Below are 21,816 nucleotides of genomic sequence, written 5' to 3'. Positions count from 1 at the left end.
CTCTTTTTCGGGATGGCGGCAAATTGCACTCCCGAACACACGAGAACGCCCCGGGACCGTGGTGGTCCCGGGGCGTTCATCCATTGTGGGCGACGCGCTATGCGACGACCGGTGCGGTGGCGCGGGCGACGAGTGCGTCCCCGTCCACGGCGATCTGCACCGTGTCACCGGCCTGCACGGCACCGTCCACGACCAGCGTCGCGATGCGGTCGTCGACCTCGCGCTGGATCAGGCGCCGGAGCGGGCGGGCGCCGTACTCCGGCTCGTACCCGTGCTCGGCGAGCCAGTCGACGGCCTCGTCGGACACCGACAGGACCATGTCCTGCGCGATGAGCCGCAACGAGGTCTCCGCCAGCAGCAGCGACACGATGGACCGGAGCTGCGACGGGTCGAGCTTGCGGAACAGCACGATGTCGTCGATCCGGTTGATGAACTCCGGCCGCATCGACTCGCGGAGCTTGCCCATCACCCGCTGGCGCAGGTCCTCGTCCGAGTACCCGCCGTCCGCGGACGCCGAGAACCCGAGGGCGCCGGAGCGCGACGCGAGGAACTCGGACCCGATGTTCGACGTCATGATCACGACCGTGTTCCGGAAGTCGACCGTCCGGCCCTGGCCGTCGGTGAGCCGCCCGTCGTCGAGCACCTGCAGCAGCAGGTTGAACACGTCCGGGTGCGCCTTCTCGACCTCGTCGAGCAGGATCACCGAGTACGGGTTCCGACGGACGCGCTCGGTGAGCTGCCCGGCCTCGTCGTAGCCGACGTACCCGGGAGGGGCACCGACCAGCCGCGACACGGTGTGCCGCTCGCCGAACTCGCTCATGTCGAAGCGGAGCATCGCCGACTCGTCACCGAACAGCGAGGACGCGAGCGACTTCGCCAGCTCGGTCTTGCCGACACCGGTCGGTCCGAGGAACAGGAAGCTCCCCACCGGTCGGTCCGGGTCGCCCATGCCGGTCCGGCTGCGCCGGACAGCGGTCGCGATGGCGCGCACCGCGTCGTCCTGGCCGATCACACGCTCGTGCAGCTCGTCCTCCAGGACGGCGAGCCGCGTCCGGTCGCCCTGCGTGAGCCGGGTCGCCGGGATCCCGGTGGCCCGGGACACCACGGCTGCGATGTCGGCCTCCGTGATCGACGTGCCCAGCTGCTCCGGACGGGAGGCACGGGTCGCGTCCGCCGACGAGGCGGCGGTGATGCGAGCCTCCAGTTCGACCATCTGGTCGCGCAGACGGGACGCGTCCTCGTACAGCTCTTCGGCCACCGCGCGGTCCTTCTGGACCGTCAGGTCCGCGACCTCGGCACGCAGCGCGTCGACGTCCACGTCGCCCGAGCGGGCGAGTCGGCGGCGTGCGCCGGCCTGGTCGATGAGGTCGATCGCCTTGTCCGGCAGGTGCCGGTCGGTGACGTAGCGGTGGGAGAGCTCCACGGCGGCACGGAGGGCATCGTCGGTGTAGGTCACACCGTGGTGGTCGGCGTAGCGCGGCGCGAGGCCGGTGAGGATCGCGACGGCGTCCTCGACGCTCGGCTCCCCCACCGTGACCGGCTGGAAGCGACGCTCGAGTGCGGCGTCCTTCTCGATGCGGCGGTACTCCTTGAGGGTCGTCGCACCGACCATGTGCAGGTCGCCGCGCGCCAGGCGCGGCTTGAGGATGTTGCCGGCGTCCATCGATCCGCCCTCGCCGCCGCCACCCGCACCGACGACGGTGTGGAGCTCGTCGACGAAGACGATGAGCTCGTCCGCGTGCGCGGCGATCTCGTCCATCGCCTTGGTGAGGCGCTCCTCGAAGTCGCCGCGGTAGCGGGTGCCCGAGAGCATGCCGGCGAGGTCGAGTGCGACCACGCGCTTGCCCTGGAGCAGGCTCGGGACGTCACCGTCGGCGATGCGCTGGGCGAGGCCCTCGACGATCGCGGTCTTGCCGACGCCGGGCTCGCCGATCAGCACGGGGTTGTTCTTGGTGCGACGGAGCAGGATCTCGACGGTCTGCTCGATCTCGTCGGCGCGGCCGATCACCGGGTCGATGCGTCCGTCACGGGCGCGCTCGGTGAGGTCGGTGCCGAACTGTTCGAGCGTCGGGGTGTCGCTCTGCTGCTCGTCGGCTTCGGTGGTGCCGGGCATCGGGCGCCCCTCTCGTGCCGCGTCGGCGGCCTGCTGTGCGTAGGACTGCATGACCGCGGGTGTGACGCCGGCGCCCGCGAGGAGCTGACCGGTGACGGTCTCCTGGTCCATGACGAGCGCGAAGAAGACGTGCTCGGGGTCCGTGTACGTGCTGCCGAAGCCGCGCGCGGCCTGGGTGGCCTCGACGAGGATCCGCTGCGCGGACGGGGTCAGGGCCGGGCGGCCCTCGATGCGCTCGTCGGACGGGGCGGGCAGACGCTGTTCGACCTCGTCGGCGAGGCGCTCGGGGTCGACTCCGCCGGAGCGGATCACGGCGTCGAACGGCTGGGTGCGGATCAGGACGTGCAGGATGTGCAGTGCGTCGATCTCGCGCTGCCCCTGCTCCACCGCGTACTCGGCGGTGTGCTGGAGCATCTCGTGGGTGCGTCGGCTGAGGAGCCGGGTGATGTCGACCGGCCGTCCCAGCGGTACGGATCGCTGGGCGCCGGTGTTCTGGGCTGCGAGGAGGCGGGCGAGGAACTCGTCGAACGAGTCACTGCCGCCGGTCGGGCCGAACGTCTCTGGCAACGGGACCTCCTGGGAACTTGAGTGCCTTCGACTCAATGCAACGCAGGGGGCGCCGGGTCATTCCCGGTCGTCGGAGAAAGTTGCGGCGACCCGACTCAGGTCCGGGTCGGGCCTGGGTCGGGCCGGGTTCGGGCCCGGGTTCAGGTCCGGGTTCAGGTCCGGGCGATCGCCGCGGTGGTCGCGTCGGTGACCGCCTGGAGGTCGCTCGGGGCGATCTCGATGTCGAACCCACGACGACCACCCGACACGAAGATCGTCGGGTACGTCTCCGCCGAGACGTCGAGGACCGTGCGGATCCGGGACCGCTGCCCGACCGGGCTGATGCCACCGACGACGTAGCCGGTGCGCTTCTCCGCCAGGGCCGGGTCGGCCAGGGTGGCCTTCTTCCCGCCGACGGCCGCGGCGATCGCCTTGAGGTCCAGGCGGTTCGCCACCGGGACGATCGCGACCGCGAGGGTGCCGTCCACCGACACCACGAGGGTCTTGAAGACCTGCTCCTCGCGGAGTCCGAGCGCGGCTGCGGCCTCTTCCCCGAAGTTGGTCGCCGTCTCGTGGTGTTCGTAGACGTGCGGGGTGAAGGGGACCCCGGCGCGCTCCAACGCGAGCGTGGCGGGGGTGCTCGGGGAACCTGCGCTCATGTCGTGATCATCCCCTGACCAGGGCGTTCCTCCCGAGCGGCACGCGGGGCTACGCTGAACGGACCATGGCCGTCATCGAGGTGTTCCCGCGCGCCGTCGCCGCGCTGCTCCTCGTCGACCCCGCCTCCGGCGCGCTGCCGATGCTCGCACTGGCGGGCCTCGGGGTCGCCGCGGTCGCCGCCGCCGTCCTCGTCGCACAGGTGCTCGCGCTCGTGCTGGGCGTCGCACCCGGTCGCGTCGGGATCCCCGGGCGCCGACCGCTCGACCTGTTGACGCGCATCGCGTGGAGCCACCCCGACGCCGAGGGGCACGCCCGTCCGCGGGCACCGGGAGTCGTCCCCGCGACCTGACACCGATCGGTGCCGGGTCGCTCGCCGACCCCCGTCACCCTCATCGATCGGAACGTCATGGACCTCTCCACCCTGCCCGTCGTCGGACCCCTGCTGCACCTCGGGGCCGACCTGCTCGCCACGCTCTCCGGGGCGCTCTCCCCCGTCGCAGGACCGCTCGGGGCGGCGCTCGCCGTCGTGCTCCTCACCATCGCCGTCCGGGCCGTGCTCGTCCCGCTGTCCGTGCTGCAGGTCCGCGCCGAACGGGACCGCCGTCGGCTCGCGCCACAGGTCGCCGCGCTGCGGAAGCGCCACGGGAAGGACGCCGAGCGACTGCAGCGGGCGATGCGGGAGCTGTACACCGCCGAGCAGGTGTCACCGCTCGCCGGGTGTCTGCCCGTGCTCGCGCAGGCGCCGGTCGTGTCGATGCTCTACGCCCTGTTCACCCACGCGAGCATCGCCGGCGCGACGAACACGCTGCTCGAGGCGACGCTCGCCGGCATCCCGCTCGGTCACTCCTTCGTCGCCGTCGTGACCTCGCCGCTGTGGGTGCACGCCTGGGTCGTGGTGCTGCTCCTCGCGGTGCTGGTGGTGCTCGTCGAGCTGACCCGGCGGGCGAACCTGCGGTGGAACCCCGCTGCCGTGCCCGGAGCAGACGGTGCGCCGGACGTGCCCGGGGCTGCGGCGACGGCGGCGATCGGGCGGTTCGCGCCGTTCATCACGGTCGTGTTCGCGGCGATCGCACCGCTCGCGGCCGCGCTCTACGTCGTCACGAGCGCGGCGTGGACGTTGGCCGAGCGCGCGGTCCTGCGGCGGGCGCTGGCGTAGCGCCGGTCAGCCCTCGTGCTCGGGGCCCTGGTCGACCGGGTCGTACTCGGTGCCGCGACCCTGCTCCTCTTCCGGGAGGGGGTTGTGCCGCTCGGTGCCGCTGCCGCCCGGGTTCGTCGCGACGTAGTCGGCCTCGCCGGAGGTCGCGTCGTGGCTGACCGGTTCGAGGACCTCGGGGTCGGGTTCGCGTGCATCGCTCATGGAGCCGTCGTACTCCCCTGGACTGGGTGCGTGCGACCGGCCGATCCGGTGCGCGCACCGGGGCGCCGAGTGCCACCATTGAACGCGAGAGAGAGCAGCGACCGGGAACCGGGAGTGCGCATGGCCGAGGACGACCGCGACACCGACCTGGAACGAGCGCGCCTGGAACGCGTCGCGTGGGGCTCGGGATCGAGCGAGGCAGAGGCCGCTCGCGCCCGGATCGCGCTCGCGGACCTGGACTCCGGACGGCGCCGGCCTGCACGCGCGGCGGCGGTGGACCCTCGCCCGTCGCGCTCGGGTCCCGCAGAGCCCCGCTCCGCACGCACGGCCTCGGATGCGCCGAGCGCGGACGCGAGCCGACCGGCGGAGGTGCGCGCCGCAGTGGAGGCCGACCCCACGCCGGAGCGGCAGCCGACGTCGGGAGGTGATCCGGGCCTCCCGTCCGAGGGCGGTGAACGGGAGCCGCTCCACGAGCCGGCGACCGGTCGGTGGTCGCGGGTCTGGCCACGGGTGTTGCGCGTGGTGCGGAGCGCGCGGGCGCGACCGTGGCTCGCCGGGGGTGCCGCGGCGGCCGTCGTCGTCGCGTTCGGGACGGGTCTGGCGATCGGGACGGTGCACCCGGTGGCCCCGTCGTCACCGTCGGTCACGCCGACCGCCGGCACCATCACGCTCCAGCAGCTGCTCGACGCCCCGCAGACGTACGCGGACCAGCTGCCCGGGTCGCTCGAGGCACCGGTGAGCCTGCACACCACGCGGCTCGTGTTCACGAACCGGTCGCTGAGCGGGGACGACGCGGCGACGCCGTGGAACGTGTGGGCCGGGGTCGGGACGGACCGCTCGACGATCTGCCTGGTGGCGACGGCGGACCGGCTGCAGGCCACGAGCGCGTGCTACCCGCGGGAGGACGCACTGCACGGTGCCGTGTCGCTCTCGGCGTCGTCGCTCAGCGGGACGCTGACGGTGAACCTCTCGGGCGGCGGCGTCCGTGGGACGGTGACGAACTCGTTCTGAACGTGCCGGGTGCCCGGTGGCGCGGTGGCGCGGTCTGAGCTTGCCGGGTGCCGGGTGCCGGGTGGCGCGTTCGGCGCGGTCGGTCCGTTCCACGGCGTCCCCACGGTCCGCGCTCAGCGAATTCGTTGGAGCGCTCCTGTGACAATCGCGGAGTCGCGTGCAACACTGGATTGATCGCACTCGCCGTGGAGTGACCACGTACCACCCACCCGCACACCCACAGCGAGCGCGCACAGCCCGACCGACCCGGTCGTGGTGTCGCCGACGTGACGTCCCCGTCGCGCGCTCCACCACGTCCTGAGGAGGTCAGCCCCGTGTCCACGAACACCGCGTCCATCACCACGACCACGTCGTCCGTCTCGACCACCGTCCTGACCTCGAAGTCGATCGTCGGCATCGCCGTCCTCGGCCTCGCCACGTTCTTCGCGATCACCACCGAGCTCATGCCCGTCGGGCTGCTCGGGACGATGAGCTCCGACCTCGGCGTCACCGAGTCGACCATGGGCATCGTCATCACCGTCTACGCCGCGGCCGTCGCGCTGCTCGCACTGCCCCTCACCTCGCTCACCGCGCGGCTCCCGCGGAAGGCCGTGCTCGTCGCGACCCTCGTCGGGTACGCCGTCTCGAACCTGATGGTCGCGCTCGCGCCGTCGTTCGCCGTGGTCTGCGCCGGGCGGGTCGTCGGCGGTGTCGCCCACGCGCTCTTCTTCTCGGTCGCCTCCGCGTACGCCACCCGGATCGTGCCGCCGCGGCTCGCCGGGCGCGCCATCGCGTTCGTGTACTCCGGCAGCTCGCTCGGGTTCGTCGTCGGGGTGCCGCTCGCGACCGGGGTCGGGCAGTCCATCGGGTGGCGTCCCGCCGTCGGCGCCGTCGCGCTCTGCGCCGCAGCACTCGCCGTCGTGGCCTTCGCGTTCCTGCCGTCCGTCCGCGGGACGTCGTCCCCACACATCGGCTCCCCGAAGGCCTGGGCGCGGACCGGGCTCCTCGCCGTGGTCGTCGCCGACCTGCTGCTGTTCGCCGGGCACTACATCGTGTACACGTACATCGGGCCGTACGTGATCGACGCCGGACTCGCGTCCGGGCTGGTCAGCGGCGCGCTGCTGGTGCTCGGCGGCACCGGCGTGATCGGCCTGTGGCTCGCCGGCATGTTCGTCGACAAGGCCCCGCGGCAGACGCTCATCGCCGCCGTCGCCACGATGGCCGCCGCCTTCGCAGCACTGCCGTTCGTGCACGGGTCCCTCATCGGCACGATGGTGGTCGCCGGCGTCTGGATGGCGGCGAACGGCACGACGGGCACGCTCTTCATGGCCGCCGCGATCCGTACCGGGGGCGTCTCCCCCGACATCGCGGGCGCGCTGGTCAACGGTGCGTCGAACATCGGCATCGCGGGCGGTGCGGCCATCGGCGGGCAGGTGCTCGGGCTGTCCGGGATGCAGACGCTCCCCCTGGCCGGTGCCCTCGTGCTGCTCGGGTCGCTCGGCGTGGTCGTCGCGGCACGCCGGGGCTTCCCGGTGCACTCGGCGCACCAGTCGCACCTGTCGACGTCCTCGATCGAGGCGATCACGTCCTCGCTCGCCGTCGTCACCACGTCCATGCCGGTGATCACCCGGGCGATCCAGACGATGACGGGGTCCGTCGCCACGGTGTCGGGCGCGCAGCGGACGCGGCGCGTGCGCTGACGCGGGCGCGCGGCCCCGCGGGCGCGCGGCGCGCGGCGCGGGCGCGGGGCAGCGCGGCGCGCTCGGGGACTGATGCGGAACGACATGGTCGCTGTCGTCCGACAGCGGCCATGTCGTCCTTTGCGTCCGCGGGTGGTTGCACGCGCGTTGCAGCGACGAGTGCGCTGTCGTACGACAGCGCACTCGTCGTTCCGCGTGTGGTCGCCTCCGGGGCAGCAGCCGCCGGCGCGCGGCCGCGGCGCGCACGGAGTGGGCGCGTGCGGCCCGGCACCGCGACGGCAGCGCGCCACGGAATCGACACGGCACCACGGGATCCCGTGGTGCCGTGTCGAATTCCTCGTGCGGTGCGGTGCGGCGGCGGCGGCGCGCGGTGCGGCGGCGCCGCGGCCCGCGTCAGTCCTGCAAGTGCTCCGTGCGGCGGCGGTTGCGCGCGGCCCGGAAGGTGAGCAGCCCGGCACCGAGGAGCACCAGCACGCCGGCCGCGATGGCCGCCGGGCCGATGTCGGCGCCCGTGTACGCCAGGGCACCGGTGGACCCGGAGCCACCGCCCGACGAGGACACCGGCACCGTGGTCGGTGACGGGGTGGGCGTCGGCGTCGGGGTGGACGTCGGCGGCGGGGTCACCGCGGCGGCGGGGACCACGAGGGCGAGCGGCACGCCCGAACCCGTCGCGGGCGTCGTGATCGTCACAGGATCACCGGCGCCGTCCCCTGTGCCCGCGACGATGGTGTACTCCGTCTCCGCCGCGAGCCCGGTGAGTGTGAAGGTCCCGTCGGCACCCGTCGTGGTGGTGACGGGAGCGCCGGCCTCCGGGTCCGTCGGGGTGGCCGTGACGGGGATGCCCGCAGCGGGATCGCCGTTCGAGTCGGTCACGGTGCCCGGCTGGGACACGGTGACGGGGACGGGTGCGACCGGGGACGTGAACGGGAAGTCGGTGTTCGGGAAGGCGCCCCCGGCGGAGGCGTTCACGGTCACGGGGTTCGGTCCGCCGACGCCGTCGGCCGGCGGGGTCGCCCGGACGTCGTACGCACCCGGCGTGATCGCGATCGTGTAGGTGCCGTCGGCAGCGGTGGTCGTCGAGGCGATCACGGAACCGGCGGTGTCGAGGATCTCGACGACGGTCCCCGCCGCCACCGGAGCCCCGTCGAGCGTGACGGTGCCGGAGATCGTCGCGACCGCGGCGGCCGGCGCGACGATGGGGTCGGGTTCGACCGGCGCTGCACCCGCTTCGCCGGTGGTGATCACGACGGGGTCGGCTCCACCGGCGGAGACGCCGAGTTCGGTCTCGGCGGGCAGCCCGGAAGCGGTGTAGACCCCGTCGCTGTTCGTCGTGGTCTCGACGAGAGTCGACCCGTCGGACGGGTCGATGATGACCACCGGGACGTCGGCCACGGGGTTGTCGTCCTCGTCGACGACGGTACCGATCACGGACGCGGTGCCCGTCGGTGCCACGAAGGCACGGTCAGCGGTGCCGTCGGCCCCGACGAGCGAGACCGTCGCCGTCTGGTCGATGGGTGTCGCCCCGTCCGGCGGGGTGACCACCACGGTGTACCCGGCGATCTGCGGGAGCGACGGGAACGAGTACGTGCCGTCGGCCGCGGTGGTCGTGGTGTAAACAGTCCCGCGCGGCGCCGTGACGGTGACCGTCGCGCCGGGGATCGGGGTGCCGTCGAGCGTCGCGGTGCCGGTGAGCGCCGCCGTCCGGGAGGCGAACCAGGTCTGGTAGACGGGGAACCCGCTGCGCGCCTGGTACGTGATGGTCAGTGAGTCGAGCGGGACCGTCGGCGTGAACCAGGCGGTGGCGCCGGAGGTGTCGTTCGCCTGGACGTTGCCGACGAGCAGCCCGGCCGTCGAGGACACGTTGTACGACGGGACGTCCGACCCGGCGGGCACGTTGCCCGGGTCGGCGGGGCAGGACCATCCGCCGACCGAGACGGTGGAGCACGAGTTGTAGGAGCCCTGGTACCCGAGCTGGGCTCCGGTCGCCACCCCGCCGCCCTGCACCGTGGCGGTGATTGTCGCCTGGTCGGCGTCGATGTCCCCGAGGACGAAGGACCAGCTGCCGGCGGGCGTCGGTGTTGCGAACGTGTAGGTCGTCGTCGACGCCGCAGCCGCGGTGGGCGAGTCGCTGTTCGGGCGCTGGTTGATGTAGGTGTTCCCGCGGCTCGAGCCGTAGCGGGCACCGGGGCCGGTCGACGGCCCCTGCCACGTCGACGCACCGCTGATCACGGTCGTCTGGCGGGAGTTCGACGTGAACGTGGTGTCCGGGAACCCGGGCATCGTCATCGTCCCCGTGTACGCCTTGTTCGTGCCGCTGACGGTGAAGTCACCCCACTGCCCGACCGGTGCCGCGGATGCGCTGGTCGCTCCCCCCAGTGCGAGCCCTGCTCCGAGGACGATCCCGGTCAACCCGGCCACGACCACTCGACGACGACGCCACTGACGCATGCGTGCTCCCCTGCTCGCGCGCCGGTCTGCCCCGGCGCTCGCTCAGGCTAACCAGCATCCGCGGGATCGGGCCAGATCGAGACGTCCTCGTGACGAAGCAGGGCCAGCGCGTCGAGCGCCGGCACCTGCCCCGCGACCAGCATCGACCGTGCGGCGTCCACCCCCACCCACCGGGCGTCGTCGATCTCCGGGACCTCGACGAACCGCCCCGACCCGCGCGGCAGCTCGAGCCGCACGGTGTTCGAGTGGACCGCGGACACCGAGAACTCCGGCACAGCGCCCGCGAACACCGTGACCCGCTTGCCGGACGCCTGCCGGAACTCCCCGAGCAGCTCGTAGGGCACGTCGGGTGGGGCGACCCCGATCTCCTCGGCGAACTCCCGCACGGCGGCGTCCAGCGGGGGCTCGTCCGCCGAGAACTCCCCCTTCGGGATGGACCACGCCCGTGGCCGTCGCTTCCAGAAGGGTCCGCCCATGTGCGCGACGAACACCTCGAGCCCGGACGCGCCGGTCCGGTACAGCAGCAGTCCCGCACTCCGCACCACGCCGGCAGACTACGCTCGCCGCCATGCACGCGATCCGGCTCAGCGACGAGCGCACGGTCCACGTCGACGACAGCGGCCAACCCGAAACCGGCCCAGTCGAAACCGGCCCAGTCGAAACCGGCCCAGCCGCGCCCACACTCGTGTGGCACCACGAGACCCCGCACACCGGCAGGCACCTCGCCCCGGTCCTCGCCGCCGCCACCGCCCGCGGCATCCGTCTGGTCGCCCTCACCCGCCCCGGCTTCGGCGGCGCCGACCCCCTCCCCGGCCGCACGGTCGCCGACGGCGCCCGCGACCTCGAGCAGGTCCTCGACGCGCTCGGCATCGACCGCGTCGCCACCATCGGCGGCTCCGGCGGCGGCCCGCACGCCCTCGCTGCCGCGGCCCTGCTGCCGGACCGCGTCTCCGCGGTCGCCACCTTCGCCTCCCCCGCCCCGTTCGTCGACACGCCGGCCTGGTGGGCGGGCATGGCCGACGACGGCGGCCTCCGTTCGGCACGATCCGGACGGGAGGCGCGACTCACCTGGGCGGAGACGGCCGGCTTCGACCCGGCGCAGTTCACCGACGCGGACTGGGCAGCCCTCGACGGCGAGTGGGCGGCGCTGGGTCAGGACGCGCAGGCCGCGGGGCCGACGGGGAGCGAGGGCGCCGCGGACGACGACCTGGCGTTCGTGACGGACTGGGGCTTCGCGCTGTCGGACGTCCGGGTCCCGGTGCTCGTGGAGCAGGGTGTCGAGGACCGGGTGATACCACTCGCGCACGGCCGGATGCTCGCGGCCGGGCTGCCCGACGCGACCTTCCACGAGCGGCCGGACGCCGGGCACATCGCCGTCCTCGCAGGTGTTCCGCAGGCGATGGACTGGTTGCTCGGCACCCTGCGGGAGTAGCTTCGCGCCAGGAGCGCCACCTGACGCCCCGGCGGATCTCGACGAGGAGGTCGATCGGGATGGACGAGCACTGGAGAACGGTCACGTTGGCGGCGGACGCGGCGCGTCCCCACGAAGAGGCCATCGCCTGGGTCGCGGCACGCGCCGGGACCGGGATCGAGCACGTCCGCGTGGTCGGGGTCGACCCGGCGCTCGAGGGTCGGGTCGGGTCGGACGGCAAACGCGTGGCGGAGCACGTCGCGGACGAGACCCGCGACGCCCTGCCCGGGGTCGACGTCGCGATCGTGCGGCACGCGGGTCCCCTGGACGCCGCACTGGTGCGGGAGTCGGACGCGGGCGACCTGCTCGTCGTCGGGACCTTCCGGAGCCGCCGCGGCTCGACGGCCGGCAACGGTCCTGCCCGGGTCGCCGAACGGTCAGCGGTGCCGACCGTGGTGGTGCCGGACGGTCCGCACCCGATCGACGGTGACGTGGTCCTCGCGGTGGAGGAACCGCTCGACGAGCGCGCGGTGGCCATCGCCGTCGACGAGGCCCGACGGCGGCACCGCCGGTTGACGGTCCTCCGGGCGTGGGAGATGCCGGTGCTGACCCGGACCGGGCTCACCGACTTCGCCGAGGACCCGCTCCGCTGGCGCCGGCAGAACGAGGCGCTCCTGCAGCGTGCGACCGCCGTGCTGGCGGCCCGCTACCCGGACGTCCGGGTCCGGCTGCTCCTGGTCGAGGGGCACCCCGGACGGGCCATCGCGGCGCACACCCGGCAGGCGTCCCTCGTGGTGCTCGGGCAGGGACACGTGCACGTGCTCTCCGGTTCGGTGCTGCACGACGTCCTCCGCGCCACGGTGTCACCGGTCTGCGTCGTCCCGCCGAGCGCGCACGAGGCGGCCGCGAGCAGTGCAGCAATGGACAGTGCAACAGCCGGCGGTGCAGCAACGACCGGTACGGCGGCGACCGACGACACTCCAAACGACGAGGAGGTCCCCGCCTGACCCGGCCTCAGCCCGCCAGGCTCCGCACCGCGGACTCGACACGGCGGGTCAGGTAGGCGACGCCGCGGGTGTTCGGGTGCAGCGCCCCGGGTTCGAGGTCGATGCGGCGCAGGCCGTTCGCGGAGTCGAGCGTCACGCCCGAGACGTACGGGCGCTTCGTCGCGCACGCCGACCGGGCCTGCGTCGACGCGAACACGTCGACGTACCGGACGCCGGCGGCTGCGGCGGCGGACTTCGCGACGTCGTTCAGCTCCTCCTGCACGCCGTGCAGGTACCGCACGTCGGTGTTCGTGAACGGGTACGAGTTCGCCGGGAACGCGCCGGTGAGCGTGCCGATGTCGAGCGCGGACCGGAAGCACCCCTTCGCCGGGGTGTGCGCGGCGTCCGGGAAGATGGCCGGGTACCCGAGGAACACGATCCGGGCGTTCGGCGCGGCCTGCCGGATCGCGGCGAGGGTGCCCGCGATGCCGAGGGCGACGCGCGACTGGATCTTCGCGCCGAGCTGGTCCACGCCGTCCTGCACGAGGGTGCTCCGGCAGGACGGGGCGTCGCGCCCGGAGAACACCGGCCCCTTCGCGGAGAGCGCGAGGCAGGACGCCGCGGTGCCGAAGAGGTCCGCGTCGTTGCCGCCGATCGTCAGCGTGACGAGCCGGGTGGTGTCGGAGAGCGCCTCGATCTGCGGCGGGACGCCCTTGAACTGGTGCCCGGTGGTGATGTCGGAGCTCGTCGCTCCGCCGCACGTGACGTCGTGCAACGCGAGCCCGAACCGGGCCGCGATCCGGTGCGGGTAGTCCTGGGCCGACTGCCCGCACGCGGTGACCGGCAGGCCGGTCGGGTCGTCGAGTCCGTACCCCGCCGAGTACGAGTCGCCGAGGGCCACGTACTCGCTGCCGGCGGGGATGCCGGCGAGCTGCTCCACCGGTTCGCTCGTCGCCCGGTACGGCTGCGGGACCGGCCAGAGCGGCGCCGCCTCCGCCGCGGTCGGTTGCAGGGACCCGGCGGCGAGCACGCCGAGGACCGCCAGTGCGGCGAGCAGCGTCGAACGGACGGAGCGGAGCAGGGCGGTACCTCGGGAGTGCGGAGCGGTCGGGCGGGAAGGGATCAGGCTAGTGCTGTCCCCCTCAACGTCGGCCGAGTCGACGCTCTCCCCCGCTGCCGGTCTGGTACTGGAGGCCGTAGTGGGCGTACAGGTCCGGCTCCGCGGCGGCGTCGAGCTCGCCGTCGGTGGGGATCGACGGTGCGTCCTTGACGACCTTCTTGCCGAAGGTCACCCGCAGGTTCTTCGGGGTCACGGTGGCGCCGACGAGCGGGACGAAGACGAGCTTCTGGAACCCGACGAGCCCCGTCGTGAGCGCGCCGAACGCCGGCTCCGAGGTCGCGGTGTCGTAGTAGATGCTCTCGAGGGTCCCGACCTTGTCGTCGCTCTCGTCGACGACCGGCAGGCCGATCCAGTCCCGGATGTTGGCCGCTTCGAACACGGTGCTCCCTCCACGGCGCCGGTCGTTCCGGCCCGTCCTCCCGACGCTACTGGTCGACGCTCGCCGCTGCCCGAGCGCCCGCGGCGTCCGGACCGGCACCCGCGCCGGAACCGGCCGGCACCACGCCGAGCCCGTCGACGGCCGCGAGCACGTCCACCGGGTGCACGGCGAGGATCGCGGGGTCCGGCTCCTCGGAGAAGACGTCGCCACGACGGACCGACGCGTCGGTGAGCACCACGTGCGGACCGGACGCCGGCGGTCCCCACGCCTCGGGCGGCGCCGGGCCGAACAGGACGACCGACGGGATCCCGTACGCGGAGGCGAGGTGGGCCGCACCGGTGTCCACCGTGACGACGACCCGTGCGGCGGCGACCACCGCGGCGAACGGCTGCAGGTCGAGGACCCCGGCCAGGACCGCCTCCGGCGGCAACCCGGTCGCGTCGGCGACCGCGGCTGCCCGCGCCACGTCAGCCGCGCCTCCCGTCAGGACCACGTCGTGCCCGCGCTCACGGAGCCCGCGCACCACCTCGGCGAAGCGTTCCACCGGCCAGTGCCGCGCGCCGTGGAAGGCACCCACGTGCACGACCGCCGCACCGTCGACCACCGGTGGCTCCGCCGGACGGTCGATCGCGACGTCGTCCGCGTCGGCCGGGATGTCGTACGCGCGGAGCAGCCGCACCCAGCGCTCGCGCTCGTTGACGGGGCCGTCCTCCCAGGACGGACCACCCTCGCCGTGGTGGATCGTCCGTCGTGCGCCGAGCGCCGCGACGAGGTCCTCGGACTCCGGACCGGCGCCGTGCAGGTTGACCGCGACGTCGGTGACCCCGGCCGGGACGCCGATCGGGTGGTCGAAGCCCTGCTGCGCGAGGTGTACGTCCACGGCCGGGACCAACGCGACGACCGGCGCGAGCCAGGCCGTCGTGGCGAGGCTGATCCGGTGGTCGGGGAAGGCACGGCGGAGCGCGCGGAGCGCGGGGACGGCGACGAGCAGGTCGCCGAGCTTGATGGCGCGGAGCACCACGAGCTCGGGGCGGCCGTCGGAGGGCGGGAGGGCATCGAGGGCGGTCACGCGGCCGACGGTAGCCGCCGCCGACCGGACGCGCCCGGCCCGTCGCGCTCCGGGGCCTTCGCGCTCCTGGGCCTTCCTGCTCCGCCGCCCGGCCGGTCCCGGGTAGAACCTGGGCCATGGCTCTCTCCGTGGACCGCGTCGTCGGCGGTCTCCTCTTCGACCGTGACGACACGCTGATCATCGACGTGCCGTACAACGCGGACCCGCACCGGGTGGTGCCGGTCCCCGGCGCCCGTCGCGCCGTCGAGCGTGCCCGGGCGGCGGGGCTGCCGGTCGGCGTCGTGACGAACCAGTCCGTGATCGCCCGCGGCGGAGCCACCCGCGCCGAGGTGGACGCGACGAACGCCCGCGTGGACGAGCTCGTCGGGCCGTTCGACGTCTGGTGCGTCTGCCCGCACGGCCCCGAGGACGACTGCCCCTGCCGGAAGCCCCGCCCGGGACTCGTGCTCGAGGCGTCCGAGCGGCTCGGCGTCCCGGTGGCGCAGCTCGTCGTGATCGGCGACATCGGCGCGGACGTCGGCGCGGCCGCCGCCGCCGGTGCCCAGGCGATCCTGGTGCCGACCCCGCGGACCCGCCGCGAGGAGATCGACGCTGCCGAGACGGTCGCCGACACGATCGAGGAGGCCGTGGCGCTGGCACTGCAGCGGGTCGCGACGACCAGGCCATGAGCGACCACCAGCCCCGGGTCCTCGTCGCCCGGCTCGACTCCTTCGGCGACGTCCTGGTCACCGGCCCCGCCGTCCGCGCCGTTGCCGCCGGAGCGTCCCACGTGACCATGCTCTGCGGCCCCCAGGGCGCCCCGGCCGCCGCACTGCTCCCCGGCATCGACCGCGTCCGGGTCTGGGCAGCGCCGTGGGTGACGGAGACCGCCCGCCCGCTCGACGACGCCGTCCTCGCCGAGTTCCGCGCACTCGTCGCCGAGGAGCGCATCGACGAGGCCGTCGTCCTCACCTCCTTCCACCAGTCGCCGCTGCCGCTCGCGATGCTGCTCCGCCTCGCGGGGGTCCCCCGGGTCTCCGGCGCGTCCGTCGACCACCCCGGCTCGCTCCTCGACGTCCGGCTGCGTCCCGGCGAGGACCTCCCCGAGGACATCCCCGAACCGGAGCGCGCGCTCCGGATCGCGGAGGCGGCCGGGTTCCGGCTGCCGCCGGACGACGACGGGAGGCTCGGTGTCCGACACGACGCCGTCGCACCGGACGAGGTGGTCGCGCTCGGCCGGTACGTGGTCGTCCACCCCGGCGCGAGCGTCCCGGCGCGGTCCTGGCCGCCGGAGCACCACCGCGCGCTCGTCGCCGCGTACGCGGAACTCGGCGTCCCGGTGGTCGTCACCGGGTCCCCCGGGGAGCGCGCGCTGACCGCCGAGGTCGCCGCCGGCGGGGCCGGTTCCGCGACGCCGGTGCTCGACCTCGGCGGGCGGACGTCCCCGGCGGAGCTCGCCGCGGTGCTGGCCGGCGCCGAGGTCGTCGTCGTGGGCAACACCGGTCCGGCGCACCTCGCCGCCGCGGTCGGCGCCCGGATCGTCAGCTTGTTCTCCCCCGTGGTGCCGGCGGCGAAGTGGGCGCCGGACGCGGAGCACGTCGAACTGCTCGGCGACCAGGGCGCGGCGTGCCGGCTCAGCCGTGCCCGGGAGTGCCCGGTCCAGGGGCACCCGTGCCTGTCGTCGGTGACCCCGACTGACGTCCTCGCGGCGCACGAACGCCTGCTCGAACGCGCTCCGCGGATGAACGGGAGCAGTCTGCGAAGCGGCCCAGAGAGCGCTGCGTAGCGTCCGGCACTGCTCCTCCCCCTCCTCCTCGTCACACACCGAAAGGGACTGCATGCGCATCCTCGTCTGGCACGTGCACGGCGGCTGGATGGACGCCTTCGTCCGAGGCCGGCACGAGTACCTCGTCCCGACCACACAGGCACGCGACGCATGGGGGCTCGGGACCGGGGGACGCGACTGGCCGAACGTGGTCGAGATCGCACCGGAGGACCTGGCCGACGCCGACATGGACCTCGTCGTGCTGCAGCGGACCGAGGAGGCCGAGGTCGCGAGGTCGCTCCTCGGCGGCCGCGACGTGCCCACCGTCTTCGTCGAGCACAACGCCCCACGGATCGACGTGCCGAACAGCCTGCACCCGTTCCGCGACCGCGACGACCTGACGATCGCGCACGTGACGCACTGGAACGCCCTGATGTGGGACTGCGGCACCGCCCGGACCACCGTCGTCGAGCACGGTGTCGTCGACCCCGGCCCGCTGTACACCGGGCGGCTCGAGCGCTTCGGAGCGGTGATCAACGAACCCGTCCGCCGGAACCGCGTCGTCGGCACCGACCTGCTCCCCCGGTTCGCCGAGGTCGCCCCCGTCGACGTCTTCGGCATGGGGACCGAACACCTCGCCGACCTCGGACACGGGGACCGGCTCGTCGGGCTCGGCGACGTCAAGCCCGACCCGATGCACGCGGCGCTCGCCGACCGTCGCGCGTACCTGCACCCGAACCGCTGGACCTCGCTCGGGCTCTCCCTGATCGAGGCGATGCACATGGCGATGCCGGTCCTGGTCCTCGCGACGACCGACGCGGTGCGCACCGTGCCCGCCGGTGCGGGCGCGATCGGGACCGACGTGGCGGAGCTGACCCGGGCCTCCCGGCTGCTCGTCGACGACCCGGACGAGGCGCGCCGTCGCGGAGCCGTCGCCCGCGAAGCCGCGCTCGCACGACACTCACTCGCACGGTTCCTCGGGGACTGGGACGAGCTCCTCGACGACGTCGTGACGCGCCACCGGCGCGCGCGGCGGACCCCGAGTCCCGCTCTGGAAGGGAGCACCCGATGAAGATCGCGATGGTCTCCGAACACGCCAGCCCGCTCGCCGTGCTCGGCGGTGTCGACGCCGGCGGGCAGAACGTGCACGTCGCCGCACTCTCCGGCACGCTCGCCGACCGCGGCCACCAGGTGACGGTGTACACGCGGCGCGACGACGCCTCCCTGCCCGCCCGCGTGATGCTGCGCCCCGGCGTCGAGGTCGTGCACGTCGACGCCGGGCCCGCGCGCTCGGTCCCGAAGGACGAGCTGTACCCGTACATGGCGACGTTCGCGCAGGTGCTCGCCGCCGAGTGGTTCGTCGACCGGCCCGACGTGGTGCACGGACACTTCTGGATGTCCGGCCACGCGGCGCTCGACGCCGTCACCCAGGTGCAGGCTCGCACCGGCGGGACGCGGATCCCGATCGTGCAGACCTTCCACGCCCTCGGCGTGGTGAAGCGCCGGCACCAGGGCGCCGCCGACACCAGCCCGGCCGAACGCGAGTGGATCGAGCCCGCCGTGGGCCGCGGCGTCGACCAGGTCGTCGCGACGTGCTCCGACGAGGCGTTCGAACTCAAGGCGCTCGGCGTCCCGCTGCACGCGATCTCGGTCGTGCCGTGCGGGGTCGACGTCGACCGGTTCCGACCGACCGGGCCCGTCGAGGAGCGCGGCCGGTCCGCGCGGATCCTGACCGCGTCGCGGCTCGTGCGCCGGAAGGGCGTCGGCACCACGATCGCCGCACTCGCCCGTCTGGTCGAAGCCGGTCACGACGTCGAACTCGTCGTGGTCGGGGGTGCCGGCACCGCGGGCGCGGACCTGGCCGACGACCCGGAGTACCAGCGACTCGACGCCCTCGCCAGTTCACTCGGCGTCCGCGACCACGTGTCCTTCCGCGGCCAGCTCGGCCAGGACGCCATGCCAGCGGTCTACCGGAGCGCCGACGTCGTCGTCTGCGCGCCCTGGTACGAGCCGTTCGGCATCGTGCCGCTCGAGGCGATGGCGTGCGGGCGGCCGGTCGTGGCGTCACAGGTCGGCGGTCTCATCGACACCGTCGTGGAGGACGCGACCGGGATGCACGTGCCGCCGCGGGACGAGGCCGCGGTGGCGGCTGCCGTCGCGGGGCTCCTCGACGACCCCGCGCGGGCAGCGGCGTACGGCGCAGCAGGACGCGATCGGGTCGAGTCCCGCTACGCGTGGACCAGGGTCGCCGCGGACACCGAGCGGGTGTACGAGCGACTGATCGGCGGCGCGGCCCTCGCGCCCAGGACGTCGGGCCGGGGCGCACACGCCAGCCGGTCCGTCCGTGCGACGGAGAGGACAGCACGATGACGATCGACCAGCACGGAGCCGGGACCGGGACCGCCGGCGCGCTCGGCACGGCCGAGCGGATGAGCGACAGCGCCCGGGCGGTGCTCGACCACATCGCGGCGTCGGTGCCCGTCGTCGCGTCGCTCGTCGACCACCGCGACCACATCGCCGCGTGGGCCGACGACATCGCGTCGCGGCTCGTCGCCGGGCGGCGCCTGCTCGCCGCGGGCAACGGCGGATCGGCCGCAGAGGCGCAACACCTGACGTCCGAGCTCACCGGCCGCTTCGACGGGGACCGCCCCGCGTACTCGGCGATCTCCCTGCACGCCGAGACGTCCGCCGTCACCGCGATCGGGAACGACTACGGCTTCGAGGAGGTCTTCGCACGGCAGGTCCGGGCGCACGCCAGGGCGGGGGACGTCGTCGTGCTCCTCAGCACCAGCGGCAAGAGCCCGAACCTGCTGGCCGCGGCTGCCGCGGCACGGGCCGTCGGTGCCCGCTCGCTCGCGATGACCGGGATGCGGCCGAACCCGCTCGCGGACGCCGTCGACGACGCGATCTGCATCGAGGGGCCGTCCGCCAACGTGCAGGAGGCACAGCTCGTCCTCGTGCACGCGCTCTGCACGGCGATGGAGCCGGCGCTCCGGCGCGGGGGCCGACGATGAGCGGCGCGCAGCGTGCCGGCGCCGGCGGTTCCGGCGCCGGCGGTTCCGGCGCCGGCGGCGCGCAGCGTGCCGCCGCCGGCGGTTCCGGCGCCGCCGCCCGTCTCCGCATCGCGGTCGTCGGGGACACGCTCCTCGACGTCGACGTCAGCGGCACCAGCGAACGACTCAGTCCCGACGCCCCCGTCCCCGTGGTCGACGTCCGCACCGACGACCGCCGCGCGGGTGGAGCCGGCCTCGTCGCGACGATGCTCGCGAAGGACGGCCACGACGTGACCCTCGTCACGGTCCTCGGTGACGACGACCATGCGACGTCGATCCGCGGCCTCCTGCCGGACGTCCGCATCGTCGCCGGACCCTCCGGTGTCGCCACCCCCGTGAAGACCCGGGTCCGGGTCGGCGACCACGCCCTGGTCCGCATCGACGAGGGGTGCGACACCCCGCCCGTGCCGTCGGTCACCGACGCCATGACCGCCGCGCTCGACGGTGTCGACGCCGTGATCGTCGCCGACTACGGCCGCGGTGTCGCCGCGGCGCCCGAGCTCCGGGCCGCGATCGCCCGCGTCGCCGCACACACCCCCGTCGTCTGGGACCCGCACCCCAAGGGCGCCGACCCCGTCGCCGGGATCGCCGTCGCCACCCCGAACGCCTCCGAGGCCCGCCGCTTCACGTCGATCGGCGGCGAGGGCGTGCCCTTCGCGACCGACGCCGCGGCAGCACTCGTCGCCACGTGGGACATCGGCGCCGTCGCCGTGACGCTCGGCGACCGCGGTGCCCTCGTCGGCCGCCGCACCGCCCGCGGCATGGACAGCCGGTTCCTGCCGGCACCGTCGGTCTCCGCCGGTGACCCGTGCGGCGCCGGCGACCGCCTCGCTGCCGGGGTCGCCGTCGCCCTCGCCGGTGGCGCCGACGTCCCGGACGCGGTCGCCGCCGGGGTCGCCGACGCGTCCGCCTACCTCGCCGCCGGCGGTGTCACGTCGCTGCTGGCCGACGCCGCACCGACCCCCGTCGCCGTGCCCGGAGCCGACCGGGACGCCCTGCGGATCGTGTACGAGGTCCGGAGCGCCGGCGGGACCGTCGTCGCCACCGGCGGCTGCTTCGACCTGCTGCACGCCGGACACGCACGGACGCTCTCCGCGGCCCGTGCGCTCGGCGACTGCCTGGTCGTCTGCCTGAACTCCGACGACTCGGTCCGGCAGTTGAAGGGTCCGGAGCGGCCCATCATGACGCAGGACGACCGCGTCGAACTGCTCCTCGCGCTGGACTGCGTCGACGCCGTCGTGGTGTTCGACGAGACCACACCAGACGAGGCCCTCCGCCGCTTCCGCCCTGACGTGTGGGCGAAGGGCGGCGACTACACCGCGGACGAACTGCCCGAGGCCCGCACGCTCGCCGAGTGGGGCGGACGGGTCGTCACCGTGCCGTTCCACCCCGGCCGGTCCACGACCCGCCTCGCCTCCGCGCTGGCCGCGGTCGGCTGACCCTGGGCGCGGTCGGCTGACGCAGCCCGACCGCGTCGCCCCACTCCCCTCCACGAAAGGAACCACATGCCCGTCCCCACCACGCCCATCGGCCGCGTCCTCGTCACCGGCGGCGCCTCCGGACTCGGAGCGGCCGTCGTCGACGCCGTCATCGAGGCCGGCGGCACCCCGATCGTCCTCGACCTCCGGGTCGACGGCGTCGCCGACGGGATCGACGCGGTCGCGGTCGACGTGACGGACACCGCCGCCACCGAGCAGGCCGTCCGCGACGCCGCGGAGCGCCACGGCGGTCTCGACGCCGTCGTCACCGCCGCCGGGATCGACAAGCCCGCCCCGATCGGCGGGCTCTCCGCCTCGGACTGGGAGCGCATCGTCGGCGTCAACCTGCTCGGGACCGCCGCCGTCGTCCGCGCGGCGCTCCCCACGCTCGAGGAGCACCACGGCCGCGTCGTGACGATCTCCTCCTCGCTGGCGCTCCGCGGCGTCGGCGACGGCACCGCCTACTCGGCGTCGAAGTTCGGCGTCCGCGGGTTCTCCCAGGCGCTCGCGGCCGAGACCGCCGGCAAGGTCGGCGTCACCAACGTGATCCCGGCCGGGATGCGGACGAACTTCTTCGCCGACCGGACCGAGCAGTACAAGCCGGGACCGGACGCACAGCTCATCGAGCCTGCGTACGTCGCGAACGCGATCCTCTTCGCGCTCGCGCAGCCGGCCGGCTGCGAGATCCGCGAGCTGTCGATCATGCCGGCCACGGAGCCCAGCTGGCCGTGACCCGGTGGTCGCCACCACGTCGCGGACGGG

Annotated in this window: 21 protein-coding genes; 13 read left to right on the top strand and 8 right to left on the bottom strand. The window is 74.1% G+C overall.

Annotated elements, in window-relative coordinates; all coding sequences use genetic code 11:
- Window positions 1-97: 97 nt before the first annotated feature.
- Both EDF27_RS16550 and ybaK read right to left on the bottom strand, forming a co-directional pair.
- The gene (locus EDF27_RS16550; protein WP_132050052.1) at window positions 98-2,680 is read right to left on the bottom strand and encodes an ATP-dependent Clp protease ATP-binding subunit; all 2,583 of its coding nucleotides are present in this window, start codon (window positions 2,678-2,680) and stop codon (window positions 98-100) included.
- 152 nt (window positions 2,681-2,832) lie between these two features.
- Window positions 2,833-3,318 carry a Cys-tRNA(Pro) deacylase gene (gene ybaK / locus EDF27_RS16545; protein WP_123653421.1) on the bottom strand — a complete coding sequence of 162 codons (486 nt, stop codon included), beginning with the start codon at window positions 3,316-3,318 and terminating at the stop codon, window positions 2,833-2,835.
- 65 nt (window positions 3,319-3,383) lie between these two features.
- Between ybaK and EDF27_RS16540 the strand changes: the two genes are divergently transcribed.
- Both EDF27_RS16540 and EDF27_RS16535 read left to right on the top strand, forming a co-directional pair.
- On the top strand, window positions 3,384-3,668 hold the full coding sequence (locus EDF27_RS16540) for a DUF6412 domain-containing protein (RefSeq protein WP_132050050.1): 285 nt from the start codon (window positions 3,384-3,386) through the stop codon (window positions 3,666-3,668).
- A gap of 57 nt (window positions 3,669-3,725) precedes the next feature.
- Window positions 3,726-4,475 carry a membrane protein insertase YidC gene (locus EDF27_RS16535; RefSeq protein ID WP_132050048.1) on the top strand — a complete coding sequence of 250 codons (750 nt, stop codon included), beginning with the start codon at window positions 3,726-3,728 and terminating at the stop codon, window positions 4,473-4,475.
- 6 nt (window positions 4,476-4,481) lie between these two features.
- Here the strand turns inward: EDF27_RS16535 and EDF27_RS16530 are convergent, their stop codons facing one another.
- Window positions 4,482-4,676, bottom strand: a complete 195-nt coding sequence (locus tag EDF27_RS16530; RefSeq protein ID WP_123703620.1) for a hypothetical protein — start codon at window positions 4,674-4,676, stop codon at window positions 4,482-4,484.
- A gap of 519 nt (window positions 4,677-5,195) precedes the next feature.
- Between EDF27_RS16530 and EDF27_RS16525 the strand changes: the two genes are divergently transcribed.
- Together EDF27_RS16525 and EDF27_RS16520 are read left to right on the top strand one after the other, a co-directional pair.
- Window positions 5,196-5,687, top strand: a complete 492-nt coding sequence (locus EDF27_RS16525) for a hypothetical protein (RefSeq protein ID WP_132050046.1) — start codon at window positions 5,196-5,198, stop codon at window positions 5,685-5,687.
- 314 nt (window positions 5,688-6,001) lie between these two features.
- Entirely contained in the window at window positions 6,002-7,366 is a 1,365-nt protein-coding gene (locus EDF27_RS16520; protein WP_132050044.1) for an MFS transporter, read from the top strand.
- Window positions 7,367-7,759: 393 nt separating this feature from the next.
- Here EDF27_RS16520 and EDF27_RS16515 read toward each other — a convergent pair whose 3' ends face one another.
- Window positions 7,760-9,814, bottom strand: a complete 2,055-nt coding sequence (locus EDF27_RS16515) for a carboxypeptidase-like regulatory domain-containing protein (protein ID WP_132050042.1) — start codon at window positions 9,812-9,814, stop codon at window positions 7,760-7,762.
- 47 nt (window positions 9,815-9,861) lie between these two features.
- Window positions 9,862-10,359 carry an NUDIX domain-containing protein gene (locus EDF27_RS16510; protein ID WP_132050040.1) on the bottom strand — a complete coding sequence of 166 codons (498 nt, stop codon included), beginning with the start codon at window positions 10,357-10,359 and terminating at the stop codon, window positions 9,862-9,864.
- Window positions 10,360-10,382: 23 nt separating this feature from the next.
- Between EDF27_RS16510 and EDF27_RS16505 the strand changes: the two genes are divergently transcribed.
- Complete coding sequence (locus EDF27_RS16505) at window positions 10,383-11,246, top strand: alpha/beta fold hydrolase (protein WP_132050038.1); 864 nt, start codon at window positions 10,383-10,385, stop codon at window positions 11,244-11,246.
- 59 nt (window positions 11,247-11,305) lie between these two features.
- Complete coding sequence (locus tag EDF27_RS16500; protein ID WP_132050036.1) at window positions 11,306-12,232, top strand: universal stress protein; 927 nt, start codon at window positions 11,306-11,308, stop codon at window positions 12,230-12,232.
- A gap of 7 nt (window positions 12,233-12,239) precedes the next feature.
- Here EDF27_RS16500 and EDF27_RS16495 read toward each other — a convergent pair whose 3' ends face one another.
- The 3 genes from EDF27_RS16495 to EDF27_RS16485 all read right to left on the bottom strand — a co-directional run bounded on the left by EDF27_RS16495 (window position 12,240) and on the right by EDF27_RS16485 (window position 14,779).
- Complete coding sequence (locus EDF27_RS16495) at window positions 12,240-13,241, bottom strand: SGNH/GDSL hydrolase family protein (RefSeq protein ID WP_165931543.1); 1,002 nt, start codon at window positions 13,239-13,241, stop codon at window positions 12,240-12,242.
- A 112-nt stretch (window positions 13,242-13,353) separates the two neighbouring features.
- Window positions 13,354-13,710, bottom strand: coding sequence for a PRC-barrel domain-containing protein (locus EDF27_RS16490; RefSeq protein WP_123653410.1), 357 nt, complete (start codon window positions 13,708-13,710; stop codon window positions 13,354-13,356).
- A gap of 46 nt (window positions 13,711-13,756) precedes the next feature.
- The gene (locus EDF27_RS16485) at window positions 13,757-14,779 is read right to left on the bottom strand and encodes a glycosyltransferase family 9 protein (protein WP_132050032.1); all 1,023 of its coding nucleotides are present in this window, start codon (window positions 14,777-14,779) and stop codon (window positions 13,757-13,759) included.
- Between the two features lie 116 nt (window positions 14,780-14,895).
- On the opposite strand from EDF27_RS16485, the gene EDF27_RS16480 reads away from it, so the two are divergent.
- From EDF27_RS16480 to EDF27_RS16450, 7 genes are all read left to right on the top strand, one after another.
- A complete protein-coding gene (locus EDF27_RS16480; RefSeq protein WP_132050031.1) occupies window positions 14,896-15,447 on the top strand; it encodes an HAD-IIIA family hydrolase in 552 nt (183 codons plus the stop codon).
- Window positions 15,444-16,544 carry a glycosyltransferase family 9 protein gene (locus tag EDF27_RS16475; RefSeq protein WP_132050029.1) on the top strand — a complete coding sequence of 367 codons (1,101 nt, stop codon included), beginning with the start codon at window positions 15,444-15,446 and terminating at the stop codon, window positions 16,542-16,544. Before EDF27_RS16480 ends, EDF27_RS16475 begins: the two co-directional genes overlap by 4 nt.
- Window positions 16,545-16,596: 52 nt before the next feature.
- Window positions 16,597-17,595: a glycosyltransferase gene (locus EDF27_RS16470; protein WP_132050027.1), complete on the top strand. Its 999-nt coding sequence runs from the start codon at window positions 16,597-16,599 to the stop codon at window positions 17,593-17,595.
- Window positions 17,592-18,893, top strand: coding sequence for a glycosyltransferase (locus tag EDF27_RS16465; protein WP_132050025.1), 1,302 nt, complete (start codon window positions 17,592-17,594; stop codon window positions 18,891-18,893). The genes EDF27_RS16470 and EDF27_RS16465 overlap by 4 nt, the downstream gene beginning before the upstream one ends.
- The gene (locus EDF27_RS16460) at window positions 18,890-19,537 is read left to right on the top strand and encodes an SIS domain-containing protein (RefSeq protein WP_207909653.1); all 648 of its coding nucleotides are present in this window, start codon (window positions 18,890-18,892) and stop codon (window positions 19,535-19,537) included. Before EDF27_RS16465 ends, EDF27_RS16460 begins: the two co-directional genes overlap by 4 nt.
- Entirely contained in the window at window positions 19,534-21,015 is a 1,482-nt protein-coding gene (locus EDF27_RS16455; protein ID WP_132050023.1) for a PfkB family carbohydrate kinase, read from the top strand. Before EDF27_RS16460 ends, EDF27_RS16455 begins: the two co-directional genes overlap by 4 nt.
- A 66-nt stretch (window positions 21,016-21,081) precedes the next feature.
- On the top strand, window positions 21,082-21,786 hold the full coding sequence (locus EDF27_RS16450; protein ID WP_132050020.1) for an SDR family NAD(P)-dependent oxidoreductase: 705 nt from the start codon (window positions 21,082-21,084) through the stop codon (window positions 21,784-21,786).
- Window positions 21,787-21,816 lie beyond the last annotated feature (30 nt).

The organism is Curtobacterium sp. PhB136 (assembly GCF_004346855.1).
Lineage (GTDB): Bacteria > Actinomycetota > Actinomycetes > Actinomycetales > Microbacteriaceae > Curtobacterium.
This window is presented reverse-complemented; position numbering and strand designations above follow the sequence as displayed.